The organism is Pedobacter miscanthi (assembly GCF_032678605.1).
In the GTDB taxonomy this organism is placed as follows: Bacteria; Bacteroidota; Bacteroidia; order Sphingobacteriales; family Sphingobacteriaceae; genus Pedobacter; species Pedobacter miscanthi_A.
Genome location: NZ_JAVTSU010000020.1, coordinates 113752 through 135353, shown reverse-complemented (window position 1 = coordinate 135353; position 21602 = coordinate 113752). Strand labels below are relative to the sequence as shown.

The following is a 21602-nucleotide window of genomic DNA, read 5'->3' as shown; positions in this document are numbered from 1 at the left end:
ACAGAGTACGAACTAATGCATTTAATTGGAAAAGAAAAAATCTGCGTTTCAATCTGTGTAATCTGCGGGAACCCTTACCCTTATTCATATTGAACTTCCAGCTGATCATAAACTGAGAACTGTTAACTGTAACCGCCAACTGTGAACTGAAAACTGGTAATCTAAATTAATCTTTGTAATTTTCACCACCATTTAAATCCAATGAAGCTTAATATCCAACCTGCCATAATTTTTAGAACCCCTAAATTTTCGTATCAATCTGAACTTGCAGATTGTTGGGAGGAATTAAAAAAAGCAATTGCCATATCGTCCTCTGCCTTTTACGAAACAATAAAAGACGTAGAAGCAGATAAACTGCACGAACTTCCACCAAAGCTGTACTTTACCATTTGGAAGTATTTTAACAGGGCAAAATTCCGGTCTACACCTTACGGCACATTTGCCGGATTTAGTTTATTAACCGATGCCATTAAACCATCCGATTGCAAAATTGTAATTGAAGAAGAACAAAAAATCCACGAGTTGGTCGATTGGCCTTACAAAAACAATATTCAGCTTCCCTTAGCCGATCTATTGAAAAAAAACTGCATGTTGTTTAGCAATAGCAGTTATTATTTCACGCTTAACAGCATTCGTTATATTGCATGTGCCGATGGCGTTTTCGAGCTTGCCGAACTTGATGAAGATGACTTTGTAAAACAGATATTAGCTGCCTGTTTAAAACCGATCCGTATTAACGAGCTTATTCAGGTGCTGAATTTAAAAGACGAAGGAGTAGAAAACCTTTTTGGTCTGCTTCAGGATATGCACGATCTGCAACTTGTTTTTACCAATTACGATCCTAATATTATTGGAAAAGACTATTTCCAACGCCTCGGACTCACCACTACAGAAGATTTACCCAAATACCTGATTGCCCAAAGAGACGTAAAAGCAGGCCATGTTAAAGAACAATTGCTTTCTGCTATTCCCGGATTAATCAAAACGCTTCATGGCATTTTGCCCAACGGCAATCGCGAAGCCCTGAGCCAGTTTATCACCAGGTTTAAAAAGAAATTCGAAGATCAGGAAGTACCGCTTTTACTGGCACTCGATCCGGAAATGGGAGTTGGCTATGATCAGCTAGAACAAACTGGCGAAAACGACGATTTGATTTCCAAATTAAATAATAAGCCGGGTCAAAAAGAGAACAATACCGATAGCATTAAGGCCGCTTTAAAAAACAGCCTTAGCCTGCAAAACTTCGAAAAAGGTAGTCCCCTGTTTTTGAACAAACTTGCTATAAAGTTAAACGAAAATCCAAGGCCATTGCCAAATTCGTTCAGCATGCTCATAACTGTACACGATGATTTAATTTTTACCGAGCAAATAGGCGGAACAACTGCAAGCGCGTTGATGGGTAGGTTTACCATGGCCGATGAAGCCGTTGAAACATATGCCAAAAGCATTGCCAATGCCGAACAGGAAGCCAATCCTGACGTGCTGTTTTTTGATGTAGCTTATATGGTAGAAACCAATATTGACAATGTAAACCGCCGCAAGCTTATTTACGGCCATCAATTGTCCATTCTTAATTTTGATACCTCCGCCAATCCACTTAGCCTAAATGATATTCAACTTTCTATAAAAGGTACAGAGGTTGTACTCCGTTCTAAGCGCTTAAATATGCGTCTGGTACCCCGAATGGCTTCTGCTTATAACTATTCCCGTTCCGATCTTTCTGCATTCAGGTTATTGTGCGATTTGCAACACCAGGGATTGGTAACCAGTCTCTCCCTACCGCTTGATAGCTTGTTTCCTGATCTCGATTATTACCCTCGTTTGCAATATCAAAATATCGTATTAAGCCCTTGCAAGTGGAAAATTAAAAAAGAAGATCTTTTAGGTAAAGACCAAAAGTTCCTGCCGATTGCCCTTTGTCGTGCCCATCTTGAAAAAATAGGCGTGAGTAATTATTTTAAAGCAGGAGTATCCGATCAAACCCTTTGTTTTGCCTTACATAATGACGAAGATTTAAATGCTTTTCTTCAATATACTCAAAAGCATACTACATTATATATCGAAGAAGTAAACCTGCCAAATAACAGCATCGTGGTGGATGAATCAGATAAGCCTTATCTGGCGCAGTTTATTTTAAATATCAACCACCAGGATAAAATTTATAGTGGTTTATTTCCTCAGGCCGAACATACGCAGGTTACCCGTTATTTCCTGCCGGGAACAGAATGGCTTTATTTCGAAATTTACTGCCATCAGCAAAGGTCTGATCAGATTCTGGCTGAAGTAATGGCGTCTTTTTTAGCAAATCACGCAAATGATATTAAATCCTGGTTTTTTATCCGCTACAACGAAAATGGAAACCATATCAGGTTTAGGCTATTGTTAAACGATAAAATTAAAGTGCAGTCGCTCACTTCGAGCCTGATGGATGATTTGGCCATATTCTTAAATTCCGGACTGGTATCTGATGTGCAGATTAAAACTTATAAGCGCGAACTCGAACGCTATGGCAGCGATATGATTGAGCAGGTTGAAACGCATTTTGCTTCCGACAGTGAATTTGTATTGTCTCTTTTCGAAACACAGCCCGAACATTTTGATAAATATAAACTTTGCTCGGTCCTGGTGGCAGAGATGATTAAAACAGGATTGTTTGAGCAACAAACAGCAGGAAAAATAATCAGGTCTTTATCCGATTCCTTTAACCGCGAACATCACCTGGATGCTGCCGATTTTAAACAGCTTAATAATCATTACCAGCAGTTCAGAAAAACGGTATTTAGTGCACTTACTTCAGAACAGGAGCGTCAATTCGAACAATTTTTAGCCTCTTTCATCAATACCCTTAAGCAGGTTGTACCAGAGAAACGCGCTAAACTCTTTAGCGATTTAATGCACATGCATGTAAACAGGCTTTTTAATAAAGACCAGCGTACGCACGAAATGGTCATGTATTATTTTCTCTTAAAAGATATCCAGCGGCAAAATGCCATCAACAATTAACGGTTTAACCTCGCCATTGGGTTAACAACAGTTACCTCAATTTCGGTTAAATAACGGTTAAGCGGGTCTTTATAATACCTGAAAACATAATTATCTCCATAAAAATTATTCAGGCGCTTACCAATATTTTCAATTCCAACATGATGACTTTCAGTCTGTTTCCCTTTATTATCGTTGATCATATTGATGGTGCTGATATGGAGGTTATCTTTTTCGTAAACAATTTTAATTAACGCAGGCTGGGTAGAATGCGAAACATTTCCGTGTTTAAATATGTTTTCAACTAAAGTTAATAAAATAAGGGGTGGAAACCTTAACCCAAATAAATCTCCCGTTACTTCAAGTTCCAGATTAATCGTGTTAGCCGTTCGGAGTTTATGAAGATTGATTAAATGCTCAATTTGCTCAATTTCTTCGCTTAAAGGAACCATTTCTGATGCTTCAGGACGCTTTAATGCATAACGCATCATTTCAGCAAGATTCATAATAGCGTCTGCTGCCATTGGTGCCTTTTTACGGGCGTCGTTATAAATAAAGTTTAAGGTATTGAATAAGAAGTGGGGGTTAATCTGGCTGCGCAGGTAATTGTTTTGCGATTGTACCAAATCGTTTTCTAAAGCTTGTTTTTCAAGTTGGGTAATCAGGTTCAGTCTTTCCAGTGCTTCAACCTTCTTTTGATCCTGAAATGATTTAATGATATAAACATAACCCGTAGAATAACCAATAAATAATATTGAACGATAGATGCATGATAATATCAATTCCCGGTCAAAAGATCTGGCCGGGTTTGCTTTAATTAAACTTATTTTTTCGAATAGGATAATAAGCAGAAATGTAGAAACTACGTATGCAGAAATTATTACTGCAATGAGTATGGTAACCTTTAAAATTTTTAAAGCATTTGATCCCGTTTTTAATATCCTTTTCAGTAAAAAACCATAGGTATAAAATGTTAAAATATTAACGATGTAAACAAGTAGGTAGGCTCCCGGTTCTCTGAATCTATTGGTGGTTAAGCCAAGAATAAATACCTCATAAACGATGTAAAGACTCCATACTAACAGGTGAAACTTATACTTTTCGTAGAATATTTTTAAGTGTAAAAAGTTCATTTTTTTCTATTAAATCTATTTAAATGGGGCTTTTATCTCCCAAAAGCAGGTGTTTGTGTAAAAAAGTGGTTGCGTGTGGTTTTCAGGTGCATCTTTACAGAAAATTAATAACAACGATAATAACAAGAATTAAATACAACATATCATGAAAGCTCAACACACAAATACTTCAGCAAAACTTTCTAAAAAAACTGTTTTTGTTTATAAAAATATTAAAGCTCAAAACAGCTATGCAACTAGTCCGACAGGTGATCAAAGCCATAGTGCAATGACAAGCTTTATCATGGAATTTTAATTTCCATAATTAACTTATTTTAATAATTATATCAGCATATTTAATAATTAATACCATGAAAACTCAAAACACTATCAAACTTTCTAAAAAAACTGTTTTTGTTTATAAAAACATCAAAGCTCAAAATGCTTACTCAACCAATCCAACAGGAGATCAAAGCCACACTGTAATGACAAGTTTTATTATTATTGGTCTTTAGTTTTCGAACTAAGTATTATTCCAACAGGAGATCATCGTAATGGATCAGCTGGATTGATGCTATCTATTACTGATTACGGTTCGATTTGAGTAAACTGCTCTGTACATAGGCAAAGAAAGCATCTTTATAACCTTCGCCAATCTGTATCATTTCATTGTTTACCAAACGGATAATATTTCCATCTACCTTTTTAATTGCTGATTTAGCAACAATATTCGATTTATTAACCCTTATAAAAGCATGGCTTTCCAGGGCTTTTTCAATCTCTTTAAGTGTAAGATAGGTGGTGTGGGTTTCAGATTTGGTGATAATCTGGATATAATTTTGTAAAGCTTTAATGTAAAGTATTTCGTCAATCGCGATGTTTGAAAAAGCGTATTTATGATCACCTTTAATATAAAGTGCTGCTACCTGCTCAGTTTCTTTTGTGGTAACTTTAGCATTGTTAGCCTCTTTCTTTAAAATACGGTCAATACCCAAAGCAAATTTTGCAAACGAAATGGGTTTAAGTAAATACTGATCTGATTGTACATCAAATGCTTGTAAAGCATAATCAGGATGGGCGGTAGTGAAAATTAAATATTTTGCTTTTTCCCTGATATTTTTGGCAAGTTCTAAACCATTGATGCCAGGCATATCGATATCCATAAACAATAAATCAATCTCATCGTCGATGCTGATCTCCATAAGTGCCTGCACTGGGCTGGTAAAGGTCTTAAAAATGGTTAGCCCCGGCATTTCTGCAATATGGTCAGTTAGCACCTCAATTGCATGTTGCTCGTCGTCTATAACAACGCATTTTAGATTCATGATTTTAAATATGTTTGTTTTGATTTGATTTGAATGCAAGTTAAATAAAAATGAATTGATTTAGCAAATGGGCTAAAAAAAATCTTGAATCCGTTTCATCTAAAAAACTTCCCGGTTTCGTGTAATATTCTGCGGGGTTGATGTAAAAAAATTACTCAACACACTTCTTTTTGTAATCTTTAAACTGTTTGCCAAAAACAAAACAATCAGCGGGTTAAAAGCCCCTGATTAAATTAAAACATCTACCTGCCCATTATTGTGTAGCCTGTGGATAGCAAAATAAAAACAGGCCATACAACACTGGGTTAAAGATTTTACTAAAACATTAAAAAAAAGAAATACCGAAAAACAAGAAATATTCCCCCCTACATCTATCTACCTCCAAATGAAACACAACGAATACGAGTACTTACTTAACAAAATCTATTACAAGGGGATTCTTAAAAGCCAGGGAATCAACGCCGATATGTATCAGAGAATGCAAAACGAATACAGCAACTTGGATGTTCCAAGCCTTGTAAACGGAAAGCTTGACAGCGATTATGCATTCAGAAAATCTTTTTTGGTTGTTCGCAATTATGTTCAACAAGCCATTAAAGATGGATTAAAAAGCTTTCAGTTTACGATGAAAGCAACTGATATTAACAAGTTGACTTACATGGTAGATATGCTGAACAGGAACTTTTTTGATAAACAAAGTTTAGATCAGATCATTATCACAGCAAATTCGGTATTTAATCAGTATAATTTAAAAAACTAACACCTATAAAAGATATATAACATGGAATTGAAAGACGAAATAGGGCAATTTGCCGTAAGAATCAAGAAAATGCTTCCACAAGTTCAATCTGAAGATTTAACAAGGAACGCTTTGGTAATGCCTTTTATCCAAATCTTAGGATTTGATCCTTCTGAGGTTCAATCTGAGGCAGTATTAGATTTTGGTGTTAAAAAAAGCAAAAAGGTTGATTATACCATTATGAAAGATGGTGAGCCAACGATTTTGGTAGAGTGTAAACACCATAACGATAATTTAGATATCCACGATTCTCGCTTATCTAAGTATTTCCGTAAAACAAAAGCTAAATATGGCTTATTAACCAACGGTTTAGTATATCGCTTTTACACAGAGAAAATGGTGAGGTCAAAGAAAAATCAGGAACCATTGTTCGAATTTAAAATTACCGATACCAAAGCAGCTACCATTGCAAAAATGATCGAAGATCACAAAGATTACTTCAATGTAGATCATAAACAAGCTCCGCTAGCAAGCTAAAACAATATTCTTCAGGAAATTAAACCTTCCTGAATGCATTAAAAGAGTCCCGGTCAAATCGATTGGGACTTTTTTTGTGAATTGGAATTAGATAGGTTAATGGTAAACAGGGTAAGGTTAACTGTTTAAATCGGTTAACTGTAAACCGCCAATTGCGAACTGAATAGCGTTAATTTTAGGAAGATGATCATAAACGCCTGTCGCCAAACGCTACTCGCTCAGCGCAAAAAAAAAAGGATGTCCGGATTTTCTCCGAACACCCTTTATCTTATTATTCTATACTATCTGGTTAAATCAACTCCACACTTCTGCTTACAAAAGCAGTTAGTTCCGCGCCGGTTAACATGCCTTGAGCCAATAGTGCTAAATCTACAGCTTGTTTAGCTAATGTGCTTTGTTCTGCTTCATCAGACTTTAAGATCTTGCTGATCAACTTATGGTTTCCGTTAATGGCAACCTTGTAATTGTCTGGCATCTGGCCGTAGAAGCCCATTCCACCGCCCATAGCAGCCATATCTTTCATACGGCGCATAAACTCATCCATAGTGATGGTTACAGGAAGCTCTTCAGGGTTTAATGCTACAATCTCTACTTGCATACCAGGTTTAGTGATGGCTTTTTCGAAAATGACAGTCACCTCTTTTACCTGATCTTCAGTTAAAACGTGCTCATTTTGCTCGTCTTTCTCAATTAATTTATCTGCAACGCTAGAGTCAACACGTTTAATTGATGTTTTTTCTAATTTTTGCTCCAACTGGTTAATAAAGTGGTTATCGATCGGTGAATCTAAAACCAAAACGTCATAATCCTTTTTATTGGCCGATTGGATAAAAGCATCCTGTTTAGAAGCATCATTGGTATATAAATAAACCACTGTACCGTTTTTATCAGTCTGCAAAGGAGATACCTTTTCTTTATATTCAGGAAGGGTGAAAAGTTCGTTTTTGGTGTTTCCAACTAAAGCAAAATCCTTGGCTTTATCGTAAAACTTATCTTCGCTAATCATGCCGTATTTTACAAACATGCCTATGTCTTTCCATTTGTTTTCGTAAGCTTTACGGTCTTTAGCAAACAATTCGCCTAATTTATCAGCTACCTTTTTAGTGATATAGTTGTTGATCTTTTTAACGTTACTATCAGCCTGTAAGAAACTACGCGATACGTTTAATGGAATATCTGGTGAATCGATTACCCCATGCAATAACATTAAAAACTCCGGTACAATATCTTTTACCTCATCAGTAATAAAAACCTGGCGAGAATATAGTTTGATTTTGTTGCGTTGCATTTCGAAGTCGTTTTTCAACTTAGGGAAATACAATACACCAGTTAAATTAAATGGATAATCAACATTAAGGTGGATCCAGAATAATGGCTCCTCGCTAAATGGATATAATTCGCGGTAAAAACTTAAATAATCCTCATCTGACAAATCTGCAGGAGCTTTTGTCCAGATTGGATTAGTAGTATTGATGATGTTATCAACCTCAACATCATTGTATTTTGCTTTACCTTCTTCGTCAACACCATCTTCAACAGATTCTGTTTTGGTGCCAAATTTAATCGGAACAGGTAAAAACTTAGCGTATTTATCTAATATTTCCTGAAGTTTGCTTTCTTCCAAAAATTCTTCAGAATCTTTGTTTACATGCAGGATGATATCGGTACCACGTGTGGTTTTTACACCCTCGGTAATTTCGAATTCGGTACTGCCATCGCAAACCCAACGTGCCGGTTCAGCGCCATCCTGGTAAGATAAAGTTTGAATTTCAACTAAATCAGCCACCATAAAAGCCGAATAGAAACCTAAACCAAATTTACCGATGATTTCATTGGCATCTTTAGCGTCTTTAAATTTCTCTACAAACTCACTTGCGCCAGAAAATGCAACCTGGTTGATATATTTTTTAATTTCTTCGGCAGTCATACCCAAACCGTTATCGCTAATGGTAATGGTTTTTGCCTCTTTATCAACAGCAACCTGCACCAATGGTGTGCCAACTTCGCCGTTGAACTGACCTAATGAACCTAGTCTTTTGATTTTTTGAACCGCATCTACAGCGTTAGAAACCAATTCACGAAGAAAAATTTCATTATCAGAGTATAAAAACTTCTTAATTATCGGGAAGATATTCTCGGTATGTATGGAGATATTTCCTTTTTCCTGTATGCTCATATGTAAATAAATTGTTTAATCTATATCCTGCATAACAAGGCTTGTTCCAAAAGGATTTGTTTGCCAAAATGACAGTATGAATGTAAAATGGAAAAATGTAAGATGGTGGAGGTAAGACGCGATCGTCATTTCGAGCGGAGTGCAACGAAATCGAGAAATCTGCCTCGAGATAGATCTCTCCGCTCCACTGCGTTTCGGTCGAGATGACGCTGCTCTTTTAACACTCGTCCGTGGTCTGTGTCCTGATTCTGTGGTATGTGTCCTCACAGATCACTAATAAAGTTCCCTTCCAAATTTTTTATTCCTCTTCACTATAAGCAAGTTCAATATCAATAAACTGAATAATCAACGAACATACATTGCCTTCAACATCAAAACCATAATAAACAGGGTAGGTGCCATCGCCAAAACCACTCTGGAAAAATGGAATATGGTAATCTGTTCCGGGGATTTTCCAATTGATCCAGTCGCCGGCTTCACGTTGATAAATTGGATTTTCAGCGTAATTAGCTGCAAAAAGTACAGCGAAATAATCATCGTAAAGATTTTTACCCGAATTTTCGCTATGGAATTTGTCCTGAAAGGCACAGAAATGTTTTAAAGTTTCCTTATCCAAAACACAACCTAAACCAGCATCTACATTAAATCCGAAAAACTCACCTTCATTAAAATCAGCAAGATCTTCAGTTCCGATTAATGCTTCTTCAAACCTGACGGCATCGTAAGCAGTAAATTGTACCTTAACGGCTGCGTAACGGGCACAATCATCATCATCAGGTATTACTACAGCAGCAGTTACCGGAAATTCGCCTGTTGGTACTTTGATCAGGTATGGTTCGGCATCGTTTTGAATGTAGACTAAAGGATCGCGGACTAAAATGTCACCTGTTGGGATGGAAACACTACCAAGTTCTAGATGATCGATCTTTTTGCCAGCTACTTCCGTTTCTTCGAAATAATCGTTGAGGTTGTTAGGACAGGCCAGGAGGTTCCGTTTTTCATTCCAGGTTTTTAACCACTGCTCACTTAGTTTCATGATGTTTTAAATAGATTATGGGATAAAAATAAAAAAGCCAGGAAAATTTAAGGTCTTCCCGGCTAAATATTTTTGATTCTTTTAAAATTAATTCAAATGAAAACTTGGTTTGTCTTCTTCTAATGATAGGATTTTCGAAATCTTTTTAAGCAACACATCCATTTGGAATGGTTTTGATAAGAAATCATCCTGACCATAGTTTAGCGTTGTAAAATCTTTTGGATCGTATAAACCCGAAATCAACAGAATCGGAATTTTAGAGGTACTTTCAATCGATTTTAACTGCTCACATAATACACGCCCATCTATATGGCCAAGAGAAATATCAAGTAAAATTAAATCCGGGTTAAAATTTTCAATCCTGTTAAAAATTTCCTCTCCATCACTAAGTGCCGAGACTTTAAAGCCCCCGATTTCCAGTATCAATTGTATGGTTTCTAAAACCTCAATGTCATCGTCTACTACCAGTATTCTCTTCATATGTGCTAGCAATTTATATGCTATAAAAATATAACAATAGTTTGTGTTGTTATGTTTACAATCTTAAGAATATTTTAACAATAAATTTATAGTTCTCCGAAAATAGATTGCCGTTTTAGCTTGCCTGTTGTACAATGCCTTCTTTTTGTAGAATGAAATTAAATAGTTCGTCAATCGGTTTCTGTAAGATTTTTCCAGGTTCAATACCATTTTCGAGTAAAACCGATATTAATGATTCCTGATAATAATAGGCTATTGAACCCACGAAATGACATGGAACACTTTTATGTTTTGGATAATCTTTCACATTGGTATCTACAAATTCCTGAAAACCAGTGCGAAGGATATCCTGGATAAATGGATGATCTTTATGGTTGGCCATGAAACGGCTAAACCCGGCTAAATAAATGTTAGGGAAAGGTTTTTGGTAAACATTGGTAATAATTTGTTCCTTTTCGGAAGGAAAGGTTTTTTTAAACTCTGCCGCTAAATTGGAAGGCATTTTATTGTATAAATAGCTTAAAAGTACTTTTTTGCCGAAAAAAGTGCCGGAGCCTTCATCGCCCAATACATAACCCAGGCCGTGGTGGCCATCGTGGATTTTCTTGCCATCAAAATAACAGATATTAGAGCCTGTACCTAAAATGCAGTTTAAACCTTCAGCATTTCCACAGGTGGCATATACAGAGCCTAAAAGATCATGATCTACAGAGATAAAAGCGTTTTCGAAAACAGCAGATAAGCCATTTGAAACTACTTCATGTTTATCAGGTGAGGAGCAACCGGCGCCAAAAAAGTAAATTTCCTTAACGTCACTGGCATATTGGATCAGGGATTCATTTTTAGTTATCAGTTTGGTAATTTCCTGCTCACTTAAGAAATAAGGGTTTATTCCGGGAGTGCTAAATTTAATGGTTTCGCCATTATGATAGCCCATCCAATCTGTTTTTGATGAGCCACTATCTGCAACAAGTATCATGCATTAAATATAAAAATTAATTACAGAATTTTATGATTGCAATAATTTCTTTACTTCTGTTAAACCGTTTTAGGAAAGAGATTAATTTGTAAATAAAAGTAAATTTCCGATTATCAATACTTTGCCAATGTAAACTGATTAAATAATTTTAATTAACACTATTGGCTAGGCAAAGGAATATCTCTTCCATAATCTTTGATATAACGAATGGCACTTTTTATTTCACAGTCCGTCAATGTATCCATTTTTGCTTCCTTATATGTCCCTGTCTTACTATACCAGCCTTTATGTTTTTTGGTAAAAGTATAATTAACAAGCTTTAAGCTATCCATTATTGCTAAATCATTAAAAGTAGCCCACCCCCGGTCATCTTTTTGTTCCGGTAGTATTCTTAGGTGACAGTTCCAACAGCCAAGATTAGAAACAATTTGGTGAGCATCATATGCATAATATTTACAGGTATCAATCACTTTTTTTGTGATAGACATTTTTGTTATTTTTTTAGGTTTAGTTGTGCATGATAGAATTGCAACTAGCAATAAATTAACTAAACTTTGCTTTATTGTATTTGAATCCATTGGTCGGATTATTGAGTAGGCATTACGATATTTCTTTCATAATCTTTTATATAGCGTATGGTACTTTTTATTTCACAATCAGTAAGTGTATCCATTCTAGATGTTTTAAATGCTCCTTTTTTACTATAATTCCCTTTGTGCTTTTTGGTAAAGGCATAATCAACTAGTTTTAAGCTATCCATTATGGATAATTCACTAAACGTTGGTATTTCAAATAGTCTTTTATCAGTTCTAACATGGCAGTTATAACAACCAAGGTTAGAAACAGTTTGTTGGGCATCATATGCATAATATTTGCAAGTAGCATCAATTTTTTTTTTGACTGCAATGTTTTCGGTATTTTTTGACTTGTTAGTACACGCCAACATTGCAAAAAATAACAAACTACCTAAACTTAGCCTTATTGTATTTGAAACCATAACAATTATTGGTTTGACATTGGAATATTTCTATTATAATTTTTTATATATTGTATCGCGTTCTTGATTTCACATTCACTTAAACTGTCCATCTTGGATGTTTTAAATGCTCCCTTTTTACCATAATCTCCATTATGTCTTTTAGTAAAAGCATAGTCAATCAGTTTTAAGCTATCCATTGCAGATAATTCACTAAATGTTGCGATATTATTATCTAGCCTTTTCTCTAATTTAACATGGCAATTATAGCAACTAAGATTAGATATAGTTTGACGGGCATCATATTTGTAAAACTTACAACTGTCAACAGTTATTTTTTTTATTACCCTCGTATTATTTTCTGAGTCGTTTAGACATGCCATTATTACAAAAAATAATAGACTACCTAAGCTTATCTTTATTGTATTTGAAACCATTTGTCGGATCATTTAAAAACGTTCTTAATAAAATTGCAGTATTGCGATTGGGGCTAGAATATGTGCTTTTCATCATATCTTTGAGATTCTGCATGATAAAATGCATTATATCCCCCCTTTCGGTATCTGATATTGCGTAACCAGTATTGTTACCCAAATGATACATTAATCTATTTTTCTTATCGCTATCTTCAATATCATCCAATCCCATAGTATGAAAAAATTCATGAGCACCGGCATACTTATTTTTTTGCCAAGTATTATAAGTAACAGTTGCTGGTCCACCATCTGATTTTGTAAGCCCTCCAGATGCTCGTCGTTTCCCATAATGATCGGTAAACTGATAACCAACACTATCAACAATAGCTAATACAAAATCGTTTCCTTTTAACTGGCTTAATATATTAATTTGTAATACGTTAATTGTAAAGTTAAAGTTATAACGAATAGAATAAGTATGATTCTTTTGTAAGTTGAAAGCCCTTTTAGCAGCGTTATATTAAAAGAATATAACCCCACTCTTATACCCGCCACCTCTTAATTTATTCGAAATCACATGTTGGGTAAAAGTCATTAAGCTATTTAAGTAGGGTGCGCCATTAGTGGTTAAATCCAATACTTTTAAGGAATGGTAAAATCGCCGTAGAGGCTCAGCTCGCCACTGCCATTATCGGAAATGCGCAGGTTTTTGGCAAAGATACCTCCTGTTAAAGGTTGATTCTGCAGTATTGCAAAACGCATTCTAAGACTGTTAATTAGTCCATTTTCCATAGTTTAAACAATAATTGCTCAACAGGGAATTGGGCTTTAATTTTTTTCGGTTACAATTTACTGATCTCAGGATAAATCAATAGTTATTAACCAGTAATTAAATTACCAAGAAGAAATGAGAAATACAAATATTTAAGCCGCAATTTTCAATTACGAATGCCTGATGGGTAGATGAATTTTTAATATAAAAGTTTTACATAACAAAGTATCTCTACACCATGCTAACCAATGAACAAATGACTATTGAACCAATGAACTAATCTAATTCCCTAAATTTATATTCCCGCTAATTGCTTTTAAGTTGGTTTCGGCTATTTTGGCCTGATATTGCATTTCGATAAAACGGTTTTGTGCATCAATGGCATTACGTTGTGCTTCTCTTAGTTCTAATGGCGCAATGCTTCCTAAACGGTATTTTGCCAAAGTAATATCAAGGTTTTCTTTTGCAATATCAACGTTTCGTTGTTCAAGCTTTATCAGATCTAAATAAGTGCTATAGTTTTGGTATGCGGTGAGCAATTGCGAATTTACATCAAGCTTCGTTTTACTTAAAGTAAGGGTAGAATTATCGATCTCTATTTTGGCATTGCGTTCTTGCTGACGTTGTAAAAAACCGTTAAATAAATTAAGGCTTGCAGTAACCCCATAGGTAAATCCGTTTGCGGCAAATTTCTGGTTAAAACCTGTTGGGCTGGTGCTGTTTGCCCTGCTGTAGCCAGAATTTAAACTGATGGATGGGTATCTTGCTCCACGCACTGATTTTAAAGTTAAAGATGCAATGCGCTGATTGATAAAGGCATTTTGTACATTCGGGTTTTGCTGCTCAGCCAGTTCGGCCATTTTAGAAAACAGAATTCCTTTATCTACCTCAATACTATTCTCTACAGAAAATGTGGTTCCAATATCCCTCACCATCAACTGGTTTAGGCGGACTTTAGCCACTTGTAAGGCATTTTTAGTTTGCAGGTAATTTGATGTATCAGTGTTATAATCAACTTGAGCGGTTAATACGTCGAGTTTAGAGCCACGGCCAAGTTGCAATTTGGTTTTGGCTATATTGGTACGCAAAACCGAAACATCCATGGCACTATCTGCCGCGATAACCAGTTGTTGTTGCCTTACCACATCATAGTAAGCCGTAATTACATCAGCAACGGTAGTTAATATGGTTAAGCGTGAGTTAAGTTCACCCTGTTTTTGTAATTCTTTTAAACGGTCGTAATTGGCAAACATGCTAAAACCATCAAAAATGGTCCAGTTTAAATCGGCACCATAACTGTTATTGGTACTTTTTGCGCCCGTAATTACCCGGTCAGGACCAGTTGCAGGGGTTTGACGTGTATTCTGGATACTTCCACCATTGGTATAACTTCCTGTTAAATTAGGCAACATACCTGCATTACCGATATTGGCATTGTTTTTTGCAATATCGATCTGGTTTTTACTGATTTTGATGTCGTAATTATTCTGTAAAGCAACAGTAATCGCTTCTTGTAAGCTCAGTTTTTCCTGTGCAAAACCCGAAAGCGATAAGCTTAGCAACAGGATCAATATTTTCAAATTTTTGCTCATCTTATTCTTCTGTGTGTAAAGCTTCTTGTTCAAAACGATGGGCTTCTTTTAATTCTTTATTTGGTTTGTATGGTTTTGCCCAGTAAGAGTAAATCGCAGGGATTACAAATAAGGTTAAAACCAAAGAGAACAATGTTCCGCCCACAATTACGGTTCCCATACTCATCCTGCTTTTTGCAGCGGCACCTAAAGCTAAGGCGATAGGTAAAGCGCCAATAGCAATGGCCAAACTGGTCATTAAAATTGGGCGTAAACGCGAAACAGCAGCCTCGCGGATGGCCTGGGGGATAGCAATGCCTTTTTCTTTTAACTGGTTGGCAAACTCGACAATTAAAATACCGTTTTTGGTTACCAGACCAATTAACATAATGGTACCGATCTGACTAAAGATATTCCAGCTCTGCCCACATAACCACAGCGATAAAAATGCACCGGCAACGGCCATTGGGACTGTTAAAATGATAATGATGGGATCTTTAAAACTTTCAAACTGTGCCGAAAGGATTAAATAAACCAATAGGAGGGCCAAACCGAATGCGAAGAAAGTGTTTGAAGAACTTTCTTTAAAATCCCGCGATTCTCCACTTAAATCCGTTGAGAAAGTTTCGTCCAGTACCTTTTTAGAAATAGCATCCATGGCATCAATTCCTTCGCCTATACTTTTACCGGGTGCTAAACCTGCTGAAACAGTAGCGGCAATAAAACGGTTGTTCCGGTATAATTGCGGCGGACTACTTTCTTCTTTAGCCGTAACCACATTATCGAGTTGTACCAGTTCGCCTTTATCATTACGAACATAAACCGAACTTAAATCCAATGGATCTTTTCTGTCGCCACGATCAAACTGACCGATTACCTGGTATTGTTTACCATTCATGAAGAAATAGGAGAACCTTTGCCCGCTTAAACCAAGGTTTAAGGTTTGGGCGATAGCTGAAATAGAAACGCCTAAGTTTTTAGCCTTATCACGATCAATGGTTAGGTTAATTTCGGGTTTGTTAAATTTCAGGTTTACATCCGATACTGTAAAAGTGGGGTCCTTCGATACCGCATCCATAAACAATGGAATTTTCTCCCTTAGTTTTTCGAAATTCTGTGCCTGAATGATATAACTGATGGGTAAACCACCACGCCGGCCAACAGAAATGGTAGGCTGTTGGTTAACAATGGTTTTACCTTCCGTATATTTTTTTGTAATCCGGGTGAGCATATCCGCTATGTCTTTTTGCGAACGCTCACGATCTTCAGGATCAGTTAAACCCATTCTTACAAAACCAGAGTTTACAGATCCCGAACCACCGAAACCTGGTGAGGTAATGGTAATATTAACGTTTTTTTCAGGAACGGAGTCAATCACCAGCTGGTTCAGTTTCATGATAAACTGATCGGTATAGGCAAACGATGCACCTTCTGGAGTGGTGGCATTGATGTTTATCGCACTCCTGTCATCATAAGGGGCGGTTTCTTTCGGTAATATCTTCCAGAACAAGAAAATTAAGCCCATACACACCAGAATAATTGGGATAGAAAGCCACCTTTTATCCAGGAACTTGTTCAGGTTTGATTCGTAGGCATCGTTTAACTTTACGAAATATGGCTCTGTCCAGTTGTAAAACCTGGAAGGCTTATGGCCACCTTTTTTCATCAGGTAGGCATTTAACATCGGGGTTAAAGTAAGGGATACAAAGGCTGATACCAGTACCGCTGCGCCAATTACCACGCCGAACTCTCTAAACAAACGGCCCACAAAACCCTGTAAGAAAATTACGGGTAAAAATACCGCCGCAAGCGTAATGGAAATGGAAATTACAGCAAAAAAGATTTCATTTGATCCTTTTATAGCCGCCTCAAATGGCGACATACCTTCTTCTACCTTTTTAAAGATATTTTCGGTAACCACAATACCATCATCCACTACCAAACCGGTAGCCAGTACAATGGCCAGTAAACTCAATACGTTGATCGAAAAACCAAAGGCATACATGATAAAGAACGTGAAGACCAGCGATACCGGAATATCGATTAATGGCCTGAAAGCAATGGCCCAATCCCTGAAAAAGAGGTAGATAATCAAAATAACCAACACCAAAGATAAACCGATGGTTTCGGCAACTTCGGTAACCGAACGTTTAATAAATAAGGTATTATCTAAGGCCACTTTCAGCTTAATATCCTGTGGAATATCGGCCTTTAATTTATCGAAACGTTTATAAAACTCTTTACTGATGTCGAGGTAATTTGCCCCAGGCTGTGGAATAATGGCAATGGCTACCATGGGTTTGCCCGATTCGCGTAAAATGGTTTCTTCATTTTCTGGTCCCAAAACCGCATAACCCACATCTTTTAACTTAATCACCTGGTTGCTGTCTGTTTTCAGGATCAGGTTATTAAACTGGTTTTCATCAGTCAGTTTTCCCAGGGTTTTTACTGTTAGTTCTGTGGTTGCCCCCGTAATTTTTCCCGAAGGAAGTTCTACGTTTTCATTATCTAAAGCGGTAACAATATCCTGCGAGGTTAAGCCATAAGCACTCAGTTTATTGGGGTCCATCCAGATCCGCATGGCATATTTCCGCTGACCCTGAATTTGTACACTACTTACTCCTGGAATGGTTTGGATACGATCTGCAATTACGTTTTCGGCAAAATCACTCAGCTCCAGTGTATTGCGCTTGTCGCTCTGGATGGTCATTGATAAAATCGGATCTGAGTTTGCATCCGCCTTGCTTACTACCGGTAAACCATCAATATCTTTAGGTAAAGTACGGGCAGCCTGCGATACCTTATCACGCACATCATTGGCTGCCTCTTCAATATTTTTATCAAGGTTAAACTCGATGGTGATGTTACTGGTACCCTGGTTACTGGATGATGAAATATTCCTGATTCCATCAATGGAGTTGATCGATTTTTCTAAAGGTTCGGTAATCTGCGATTCGATAATATCCGAGTTCGCACCAGGATAAGATGTTCTTACCGAAACCACTGTTGGGTCAATAGATGGGTATTCGCGTACCCCCAGAAAGGTATAGCCGATTATCCCAAAAAGGACAATCAATAAATTCATCACAATGGCCAGAACAGGCCTTTTTATACTCGTGGTTGAGATACTCATAATTATTCTTTAACCAAATGAACTTTTACAGGAGCATCTTTCTTTAAAGCCATCGATCCGGTGGTTAAAACCGTATCGCCAACTTTTAATCCTGAAGTAATTACAATATTTTCATCGGTACGGGTCCCGGCTTCAACCTTCACTTCCTGTGCGGTTCCATTTTTTTGGATATACACGATTTTACCTTTTAAAACCGGTACTACTGCTTCATTAGGGATCAGAATGGCATTTTGAAGGGTGCTTAACGCCAGTTTGATCTTCGCAAATGAACCTGGTAATAAAACATTATCTGCATTTGGTGCCAATGCCCTGATTTGAAGTGTTCTGGTAGCGGCATTTATACCCGGTTCTATGGCGTAAACTTTACCTTTGTTTTCTTTAGAAGAACCATCGGTGGTAAAGGTAATTTCCGAATTTATTTTAATCTGTCCGGCATATTTCTCCGGAACGGAAAAAGTAACTTTAACCGGATTGGTACTTACCAGGTTGGCAATTACTGTAGCTGGGGTTAAATAAGTTCCCGCCGAAATACTGCGTAAACCTACTCTGCCTGTAAAAGGGGCACGGATTGTGGTTTTGGCCAGTTGTGCCCTGATGAGTTGAGCCTGTGCCTGTAACGATTTTAAATCGGCTAATGAAGTATCGTATTCTTCCTGGCTGATGGCGCCTTTGGCCAAAAGTTGTTTTGCCCTGTTTTCATTTGTGCCCGAAAGCTTTTGCTTGGTCAGTGCATCCTGCAATTGTGCCTGGATATCCCTGTCGTTTACTTTTACCAGTACGCTTCCTTTTGATACAGTTGTACCTTCCTGGAAAAAAATACCGGTAACTAATCCCGAAACCTCACTTTTAAGTACAACAGATTCGTTGGCATCAATGGCCCCGGTAACTTCCAGGTCGTTATCAAATGATGTTGTTTTTACCACAATACCATCTACCACAAGTGGTGCCGATTTCCCGTCTTTACCACCTCCTTTACCTTTTCCTGCCCCTGAAGATGCCCCGCCTTTTCCTTCAATTTTTTTGTTTGCGTTAATTCTGTAATAGACTAAATAAGCCAAGCCTATGGCCAAAACAGCATAGATAATATACCTTTTCTTCATGTTTATATTTGTGTTGTGCGTATTCCGGACATTAAAATCAAATTAACGCCAGATTAGAGCGTAAAAATATTCAAATAGTTTAGTCCTAAATTTGTTGTATTAAGGATGTTACAGCTTTTTCAGTTTGGAGCTGGCAGTTTTCAGTTTGGAGTTAATCCATCGGCTAATACCATGTAATTGCTCTTTATATCCCCGTAACTTAGTTAGAGGTAAGAAAGCAAATTGATTTTTTAGGATTGATTTGGCTAAAAAACCATCAATCATCAACCATTAACCAATCTGACGGAAACAACTATTTTACACCACATTTAGCTATTTTATTCCAAAACCTCATCAATAAATATAAATTTGTGGCAAAACACAGTGAATATGTTTAATAAAAAATCAATTTTAAGTTTAGTTTTACTACTAACGTGTATTATGGCAGCGAAGGCGCAGGTAAAAATAGGCTTTGAGGTTTCTTTTAAAGAACCACAGGCACACTATGCTGAAGTACAGATGAATATTTCTGGCTTGGCAAAAGATTATGTAGATGTAAAAATGCCGGTATGGACACCAGGTTCTTATCTGGTGCGCGAATTCGAAAAAAGCGTAGAAGAATTTAAAGCTACAGCTGGGGGGAAAACAGTTAAAGTAGAAAAGGTGAGTAAAAATACCTGGAGGATTTTTTCTGCTAAAGCAGCAAATATTCAGGTAAATTACCGTGTTTATGCATTCGAAATCTCGGTGCGTACTCCTTTTATTGATGAATCGCATGCTTTCTTATCTCCAACAGGGATTTTTATGCATCCTGCTGGCATGATTAAATCACCAAGTACCGTAAAAATTGTTCCCTTCAATACCTGGAGCAAAGTATCAACCGGTTTAGTGCCCGTTGCTGGCGAACAGTTTACTTATAAAGCCAGTGATTTTGATATTCTTTATGATAGCCCTATTGAAGTGGGTAACCAGGATGTTTTCGAATTTACAGCAGCAGGCGTTCGCCATGAAGTAGCCATGTATGGTGGCGGTAACTACGATAAGGAAAAACTTAAAGTAGATATGGCTAAAATTGTAGAAAAAGAAACAGAAGTTTATGGTGAAAACCCAAACAAACACTACGTTTTTATTGTACATAATTTCTTAAAAGGCGGAGGTGGTTTGGAGCATTTAAATTCGACCACTTTAGGTGCAACCAGAAACGCATATAATACAGCTGAAGGTTACAAAGGTTTTTTAGGTTTGGTGGCGCATGAATATCATCACCTTTGGAATGTTAAACGCTTACGTCCGGTGGCTTTAGGTCCGTTTGATTACGATAACGAAAATTACACCACCAACCTTTGGGTAGCAGAAGGTTTTACTTCGTATTACGAAAATAAATACCTGCACAGGGCTGGTTTTACCGATGTAAACGAGTTTTTGAAAGATCTTGCCGGAGGTGTTGGTACCGTATTAAATACACCGGGAGCTAAATATCAATCTGCAGCTTCATCAAGCTACGATGCCTGGATTATCGGTTATCGCCCGAATGAGAACTCAAAAAACAATTCCATTTCTTATTATAACAAAGGTGAGGTAATTGGTATTTTAATGGATCTTGAAATTATTAACGCCACAAAAGGCGCCAAAAGTTTAGATGATGTGATGAAAGCCATGTATTTACAGTGCAAAACTTTAAAACGCGGTTATACCGATGCGGAGTTTAAAGCAATGGTTGAAAAAATATCAGGCATTAGTTTTACTAATTTCTGGGCAAAATATGTGAACGGTGTAGATGATGTTGAATATGTAAAATACTTCGGTTATGCCGGGGTTGATGTTGCTACAGAAAATGCTACGCCAGGTAAACCGGTTACTGGTGCTTCTGGTCAGTTAACCAACGATGGTTTGGTTATTACTTCTACAACAAGGAATTCTGCGGCCTGGATTAGTGGGTTAAACGTAAATGATGTGGTACTCAGTTTAGATGATACTTCTTTAAGTGATGCCTTATCAACCGTGAGGTTAAAAAGTCCGTTAATTTCTTTAGATGTAATTCCGTTAGTAGGCAAAAAGAACATCGGCGACGTATTAAAGCTAAAAGTTAAACGCGATGGACTTGAAAAAGAAATTTCTTTAACCTTAAAAGAAAATCCAAACGTACGCTTAAAAGCAACCGTAAACGAAAATGCAACACCAGCGCAAAAAGCAGTGTTAAAAAAATGGACAGGCGTTTAGTTCGTTAGCAGTTAAAAGTTTTCAGTTAGCAGTTGATTATTACTGCAAACAAAAAATCCCGTAAGATGA

General features: G+C 36.9%; 19 protein-coding genes. 6 read left to right on the top strand and 13 right to left on the bottom strand.

The features are described 5' to 3' along the window. Positions 1–201: 201 nt before the first annotated feature. Entirely contained in the window at positions 202–3003 is a 2802-nt protein-coding gene (locus R2R28_RS24245; RefSeq protein WP_316828238.1) for a thiopeptide-type bacteriocin biosynthesis protein, read from the top strand. On the opposite strand, the gene R2R28_RS24240 is transcribed toward R2R28_RS24245, so the two are convergent. Continuing rightward, a complete protein-coding gene (locus R2R28_RS24240) occupies positions 3000–4115 on the bottom strand; it encodes a sensor histidine kinase (RefSeq protein ID WP_316828237.1) in 1116 nt (371 codons plus the stop codon). The genes R2R28_RS24245 and R2R28_RS24240 overlap by 4 nt on opposite strands. 145 nt (positions 4116–4260) lie before the next feature. On the opposite strand from R2R28_RS24240, the gene R2R28_RS24235 reads away from it, so the two are divergent. After that, complete coding sequence (locus R2R28_RS24235; RefSeq protein WP_316828236.1) at positions 4261–4410, top strand: hypothetical protein; 150 nt, start codon at positions 4261–4263, stop codon at positions 4408–4410. 55 nt (positions 4411–4465) lie between these two features. After that, positions 4466–4609, top strand: coding sequence for a hypothetical protein (locus R2R28_RS24230; protein ID WP_316828235.1), 144 nt, complete (start codon positions 4466–4468; stop codon positions 4607–4609). 66 nt (positions 4610–4675) lie between these two features. Here the strand turns inward: R2R28_RS24230 and R2R28_RS24225 are convergent, their stop codons facing one another. After that, positions 4676–5419 (bottom strand): LytTR family DNA-binding domain-containing protein, encoded by a 744-nt coding sequence (locus R2R28_RS24225; protein ID WP_316828234.1) that lies wholly within the window; start codon positions 5417–5419, stop codon positions 4676–4678. A gap of 385 nt (positions 5420–5804) precedes the next feature. Here R2R28_RS24225 and R2R28_RS24220 point away from each other — a divergent pair, with 385 nt between their 5' ends. Beyond that, complete coding sequence (locus R2R28_RS24220; protein WP_316828233.1) at positions 5805–6179, top strand: hypothetical protein; 375 nt, start codon at positions 5805–5807, stop codon at positions 6177–6179. Positions 6180–6200: 21 nt separating this feature from the next. Next, positions 6201–6695, top strand: coding sequence for a type I restriction enzyme HsdR N-terminal domain-containing protein (locus R2R28_RS24215; protein ID WP_316828232.1), 495 nt, complete (start codon positions 6201–6203; stop codon positions 6693–6695). Positions 6696–6984: 289 nt separating this feature from the next. Here the strand turns inward: R2R28_RS24215 and htpG are convergent, their stop codons facing one another. From htpG to R2R28_RS24160, 11 genes are all read right to left on the bottom strand, one after another. Further along, positions 6985–8871 (bottom strand): molecular chaperone HtpG, encoded by a 1887-nt coding sequence (gene htpG, locus R2R28_RS24210; protein WP_410479195.1) that lies wholly within the window; start codon positions 8869–8871, stop codon positions 6985–6987. Between the two features lie 298 nt (positions 8872–9169). After that, the gene (locus R2R28_RS24205) at positions 9170–9907 is read right to left on the bottom strand and encodes a DUF4241 domain-containing protein (RefSeq protein ID WP_316828231.1); all 738 of its coding nucleotides are present in this window, start codon (positions 9905–9907) and stop codon (positions 9170–9172) included. Between the two features lie 87 nt (positions 9908–9994). Next, entirely contained in the window at positions 9995–10387 is a 393-nt protein-coding gene (locus R2R28_RS24200; RefSeq protein WP_025144091.1) for a PleD family two-component system response regulator, read from the bottom strand. 115 nt (positions 10388–10502) lie between these two features. Continuing rightward, positions 10503–11366: an N-acetylglucosamine kinase gene (locus tag R2R28_RS24195; protein ID WP_316828230.1), complete on the bottom strand. Its 864-nt coding sequence runs from the start codon at positions 11364–11366 to the stop codon at positions 10503–10505. 158 nt (positions 11367–11524) lie between these two features. After that, a complete protein-coding gene (locus R2R28_RS24190) occupies positions 11525–11944 on the bottom strand; it encodes a hypothetical protein (protein ID WP_316828229.1) in 420 nt (139 codons plus the stop codon). A gap of 8 nt (positions 11945–11952) precedes the next feature. Continuing rightward, on the bottom strand, positions 11953–12363 hold the full coding sequence (locus R2R28_RS24185; RefSeq protein ID WP_316828228.1) for a hypothetical protein: 411 nt from the start codon (positions 12361–12363) through the stop codon (positions 11953–11955). A gap of 5 nt (positions 12364–12368) precedes the next feature. After that, positions 12369–12779 carry a hypothetical protein gene (locus R2R28_RS24180; RefSeq protein ID WP_316828227.1) on the bottom strand — a complete coding sequence of 137 codons (411 nt, stop codon included), beginning with the start codon at positions 12777–12779 and terminating at the stop codon, positions 12369–12371. Positions 12780–13400: 621 nt separating this feature from the next. Next, positions 13401–13550 (bottom strand): hypothetical protein, encoded by a 150-nt coding sequence (locus R2R28_RS24175; RefSeq protein WP_316828226.1) that lies wholly within the window; start codon positions 13548–13550, stop codon positions 13401–13403. 261 nt (positions 13551–13811) lie between these two features. After that, positions 13812–15122 carry a TolC family protein gene (locus R2R28_RS24170; protein WP_316828225.1) on the bottom strand — a complete coding sequence of 437 codons (1311 nt, stop codon included), beginning with the start codon at positions 15120–15122 and terminating at the stop codon, positions 13812–13814. A gap of 1 nt (position 15123) precedes the next feature. After that, positions 15124–18234 (bottom strand): efflux RND transporter permease subunit, encoded by a 3111-nt coding sequence (locus R2R28_RS24165; RefSeq protein WP_316828224.1) that lies wholly within the window; start codon positions 18232–18234, stop codon positions 15124–15126. Between the two features lie 2 nt (positions 18235–18236). Beyond that, entirely contained in the window at positions 18237–19334 is a 1098-nt protein-coding gene (locus R2R28_RS24160; RefSeq protein WP_316828223.1) for an efflux RND transporter periplasmic adaptor subunit, read from the bottom strand. 420 nt (positions 19335–19754) lie between these two features. Between R2R28_RS24160 and R2R28_RS24155 the strand changes: the two genes are divergently transcribed. Then, the gene (locus tag R2R28_RS24155; protein WP_316828222.1) at positions 19755–21533 is read left to right on the top strand and encodes a peptidase M61; all 1779 of its coding nucleotides are present in this window, start codon (positions 19755–19757) and stop codon (positions 21531–21533) included. Positions 21534–21602: the final 69 nt, after the last annotated feature.

What these genes read in the sequence shown, in the direction of transcription:
- R2R28_RS24190 (WP_316828229.1), bottom strand. Translation starts at nt 11,944, where the DNA reads ATGGATTCAAATACAATAAAGCAAAGTTTAGTTAATTTATTGCTAGTT.
- R2R28_RS24220 (WP_316828233.1), top strand. Translation starts at nt 5,805, where the DNA reads ATGAAACACAACGAATACGAGTACTTACTTAACAAAATCTATTACAAG.
- R2R28_RS24170 (WP_316828225.1), bottom strand. Translation starts at nt 15,122, where the DNA reads ATGAGCAAAAATTTGAAAATATTGATCCTGTTGCTAAGCTTATCGCTT.
- R2R28_RS24215 (WP_316828232.1), top strand. Translation starts at nt 6,201, where the DNA reads ATGGAATTGAAAGACGAAATAGGGCAATTTGCCGTAAGAATCAAGAAA.
- R2R28_RS24195 (WP_316828230.1), bottom strand. Translation starts at nt 11,366, where the DNA reads ATGATACTTGTTGCAGATAGTGGCTCATCAAAAACAGATTGGATGGGC.
- R2R28_RS24155 (WP_316828222.1), top strand. Translation starts at nt 19,755, where the DNA reads ATGGCAGCGAAGGCGCAGGTAAAAATAGGCTTTGAGGTTTCTTTTAAA.
- R2R28_RS24225 (WP_316828234.1), bottom strand. Translation starts at nt 5,419, where the DNA reads ATGAATCTAAAATGCGTTGTTATAGACGACGAGCAACATGCAATTGAG.
- R2R28_RS24205 (WP_316828231.1), bottom strand. Translation starts at nt 9,907, where the DNA reads ATGAAACTAAGTGAGCAGTGGTTAAAAACCTGGAATGAAAAACGGAAC.
- R2R28_RS24235 (WP_316828236.1), top strand. Translation starts at nt 4,261, where the DNA reads ATGAAAGCTCAACACACAAATACTTCAGCAAAACTTTCTAAAAAAACT.
- R2R28_RS24240 (WP_316828237.1), bottom strand. Translation starts at nt 4,115, where the DNA reads ATGAACTTTTTACACTTAAAAATATTCTACGAAAAGTATAAGTTTCAC.
- R2R28_RS24185 (WP_316828228.1), bottom strand. Translation starts at nt 12,363, where the DNA reads ATGGTTTCAAATACAATAAGGCTAAGTTTAGGTAGTTTGTTATTTTTT.
- R2R28_RS24180 (WP_316828227.1), bottom strand. Translation starts at nt 12,779, where the DNA reads ATGGTTTCAAATACAATAAAGATAAGCTTAGGTAGTCTATTATTTTTT.
- R2R28_RS24175 (WP_316828226.1), bottom strand. Translation starts at nt 13,550, where the DNA reads ATGGAAAATGGACTAATTAACAGTCTTAGAATGCGTTTTGCAATACTG.
- R2R28_RS24230 (WP_316828235.1), top strand. Translation starts at nt 4,466, where the DNA reads ATGAAAACTCAAAACACTATCAAACTTTCTAAAAAAACTGTTTTTGTT.
- R2R28_RS24245 (WP_316828238.1), top strand. Translation starts at nt 202, where the DNA reads ATGAAGCTTAATATCCAACCTGCCATAATTTTTAGAACCCCTAAATTT.
- R2R28_RS24200 (WP_025144091.1), bottom strand. Translation starts at nt 10,387, where the DNA reads ATGAAGAGAATACTGGTAGTAGACGATGACATTGAGGTTTTAGAAACC.
- R2R28_RS24160 (WP_316828223.1), bottom strand. Translation starts at nt 19,334, where the DNA reads ATGAAGAAAAGGTATATTATCTATGCTGTTTTGGCCATAGGCTTGGCT.
- htpG (WP_410479195.1), bottom strand. Translation starts at nt 8,871, where the DNA reads ATGAGCATACAGGAAAAAGGAAATATCTCCATACATACCGAGAATATC.
- R2R28_RS24165 (WP_316828224.1), bottom strand. Translation starts at nt 18,234, where the DNA reads ATGAGTATCTCAACCACGAGTATAAAAAGGCCTGTTCTGGCCATTGTG.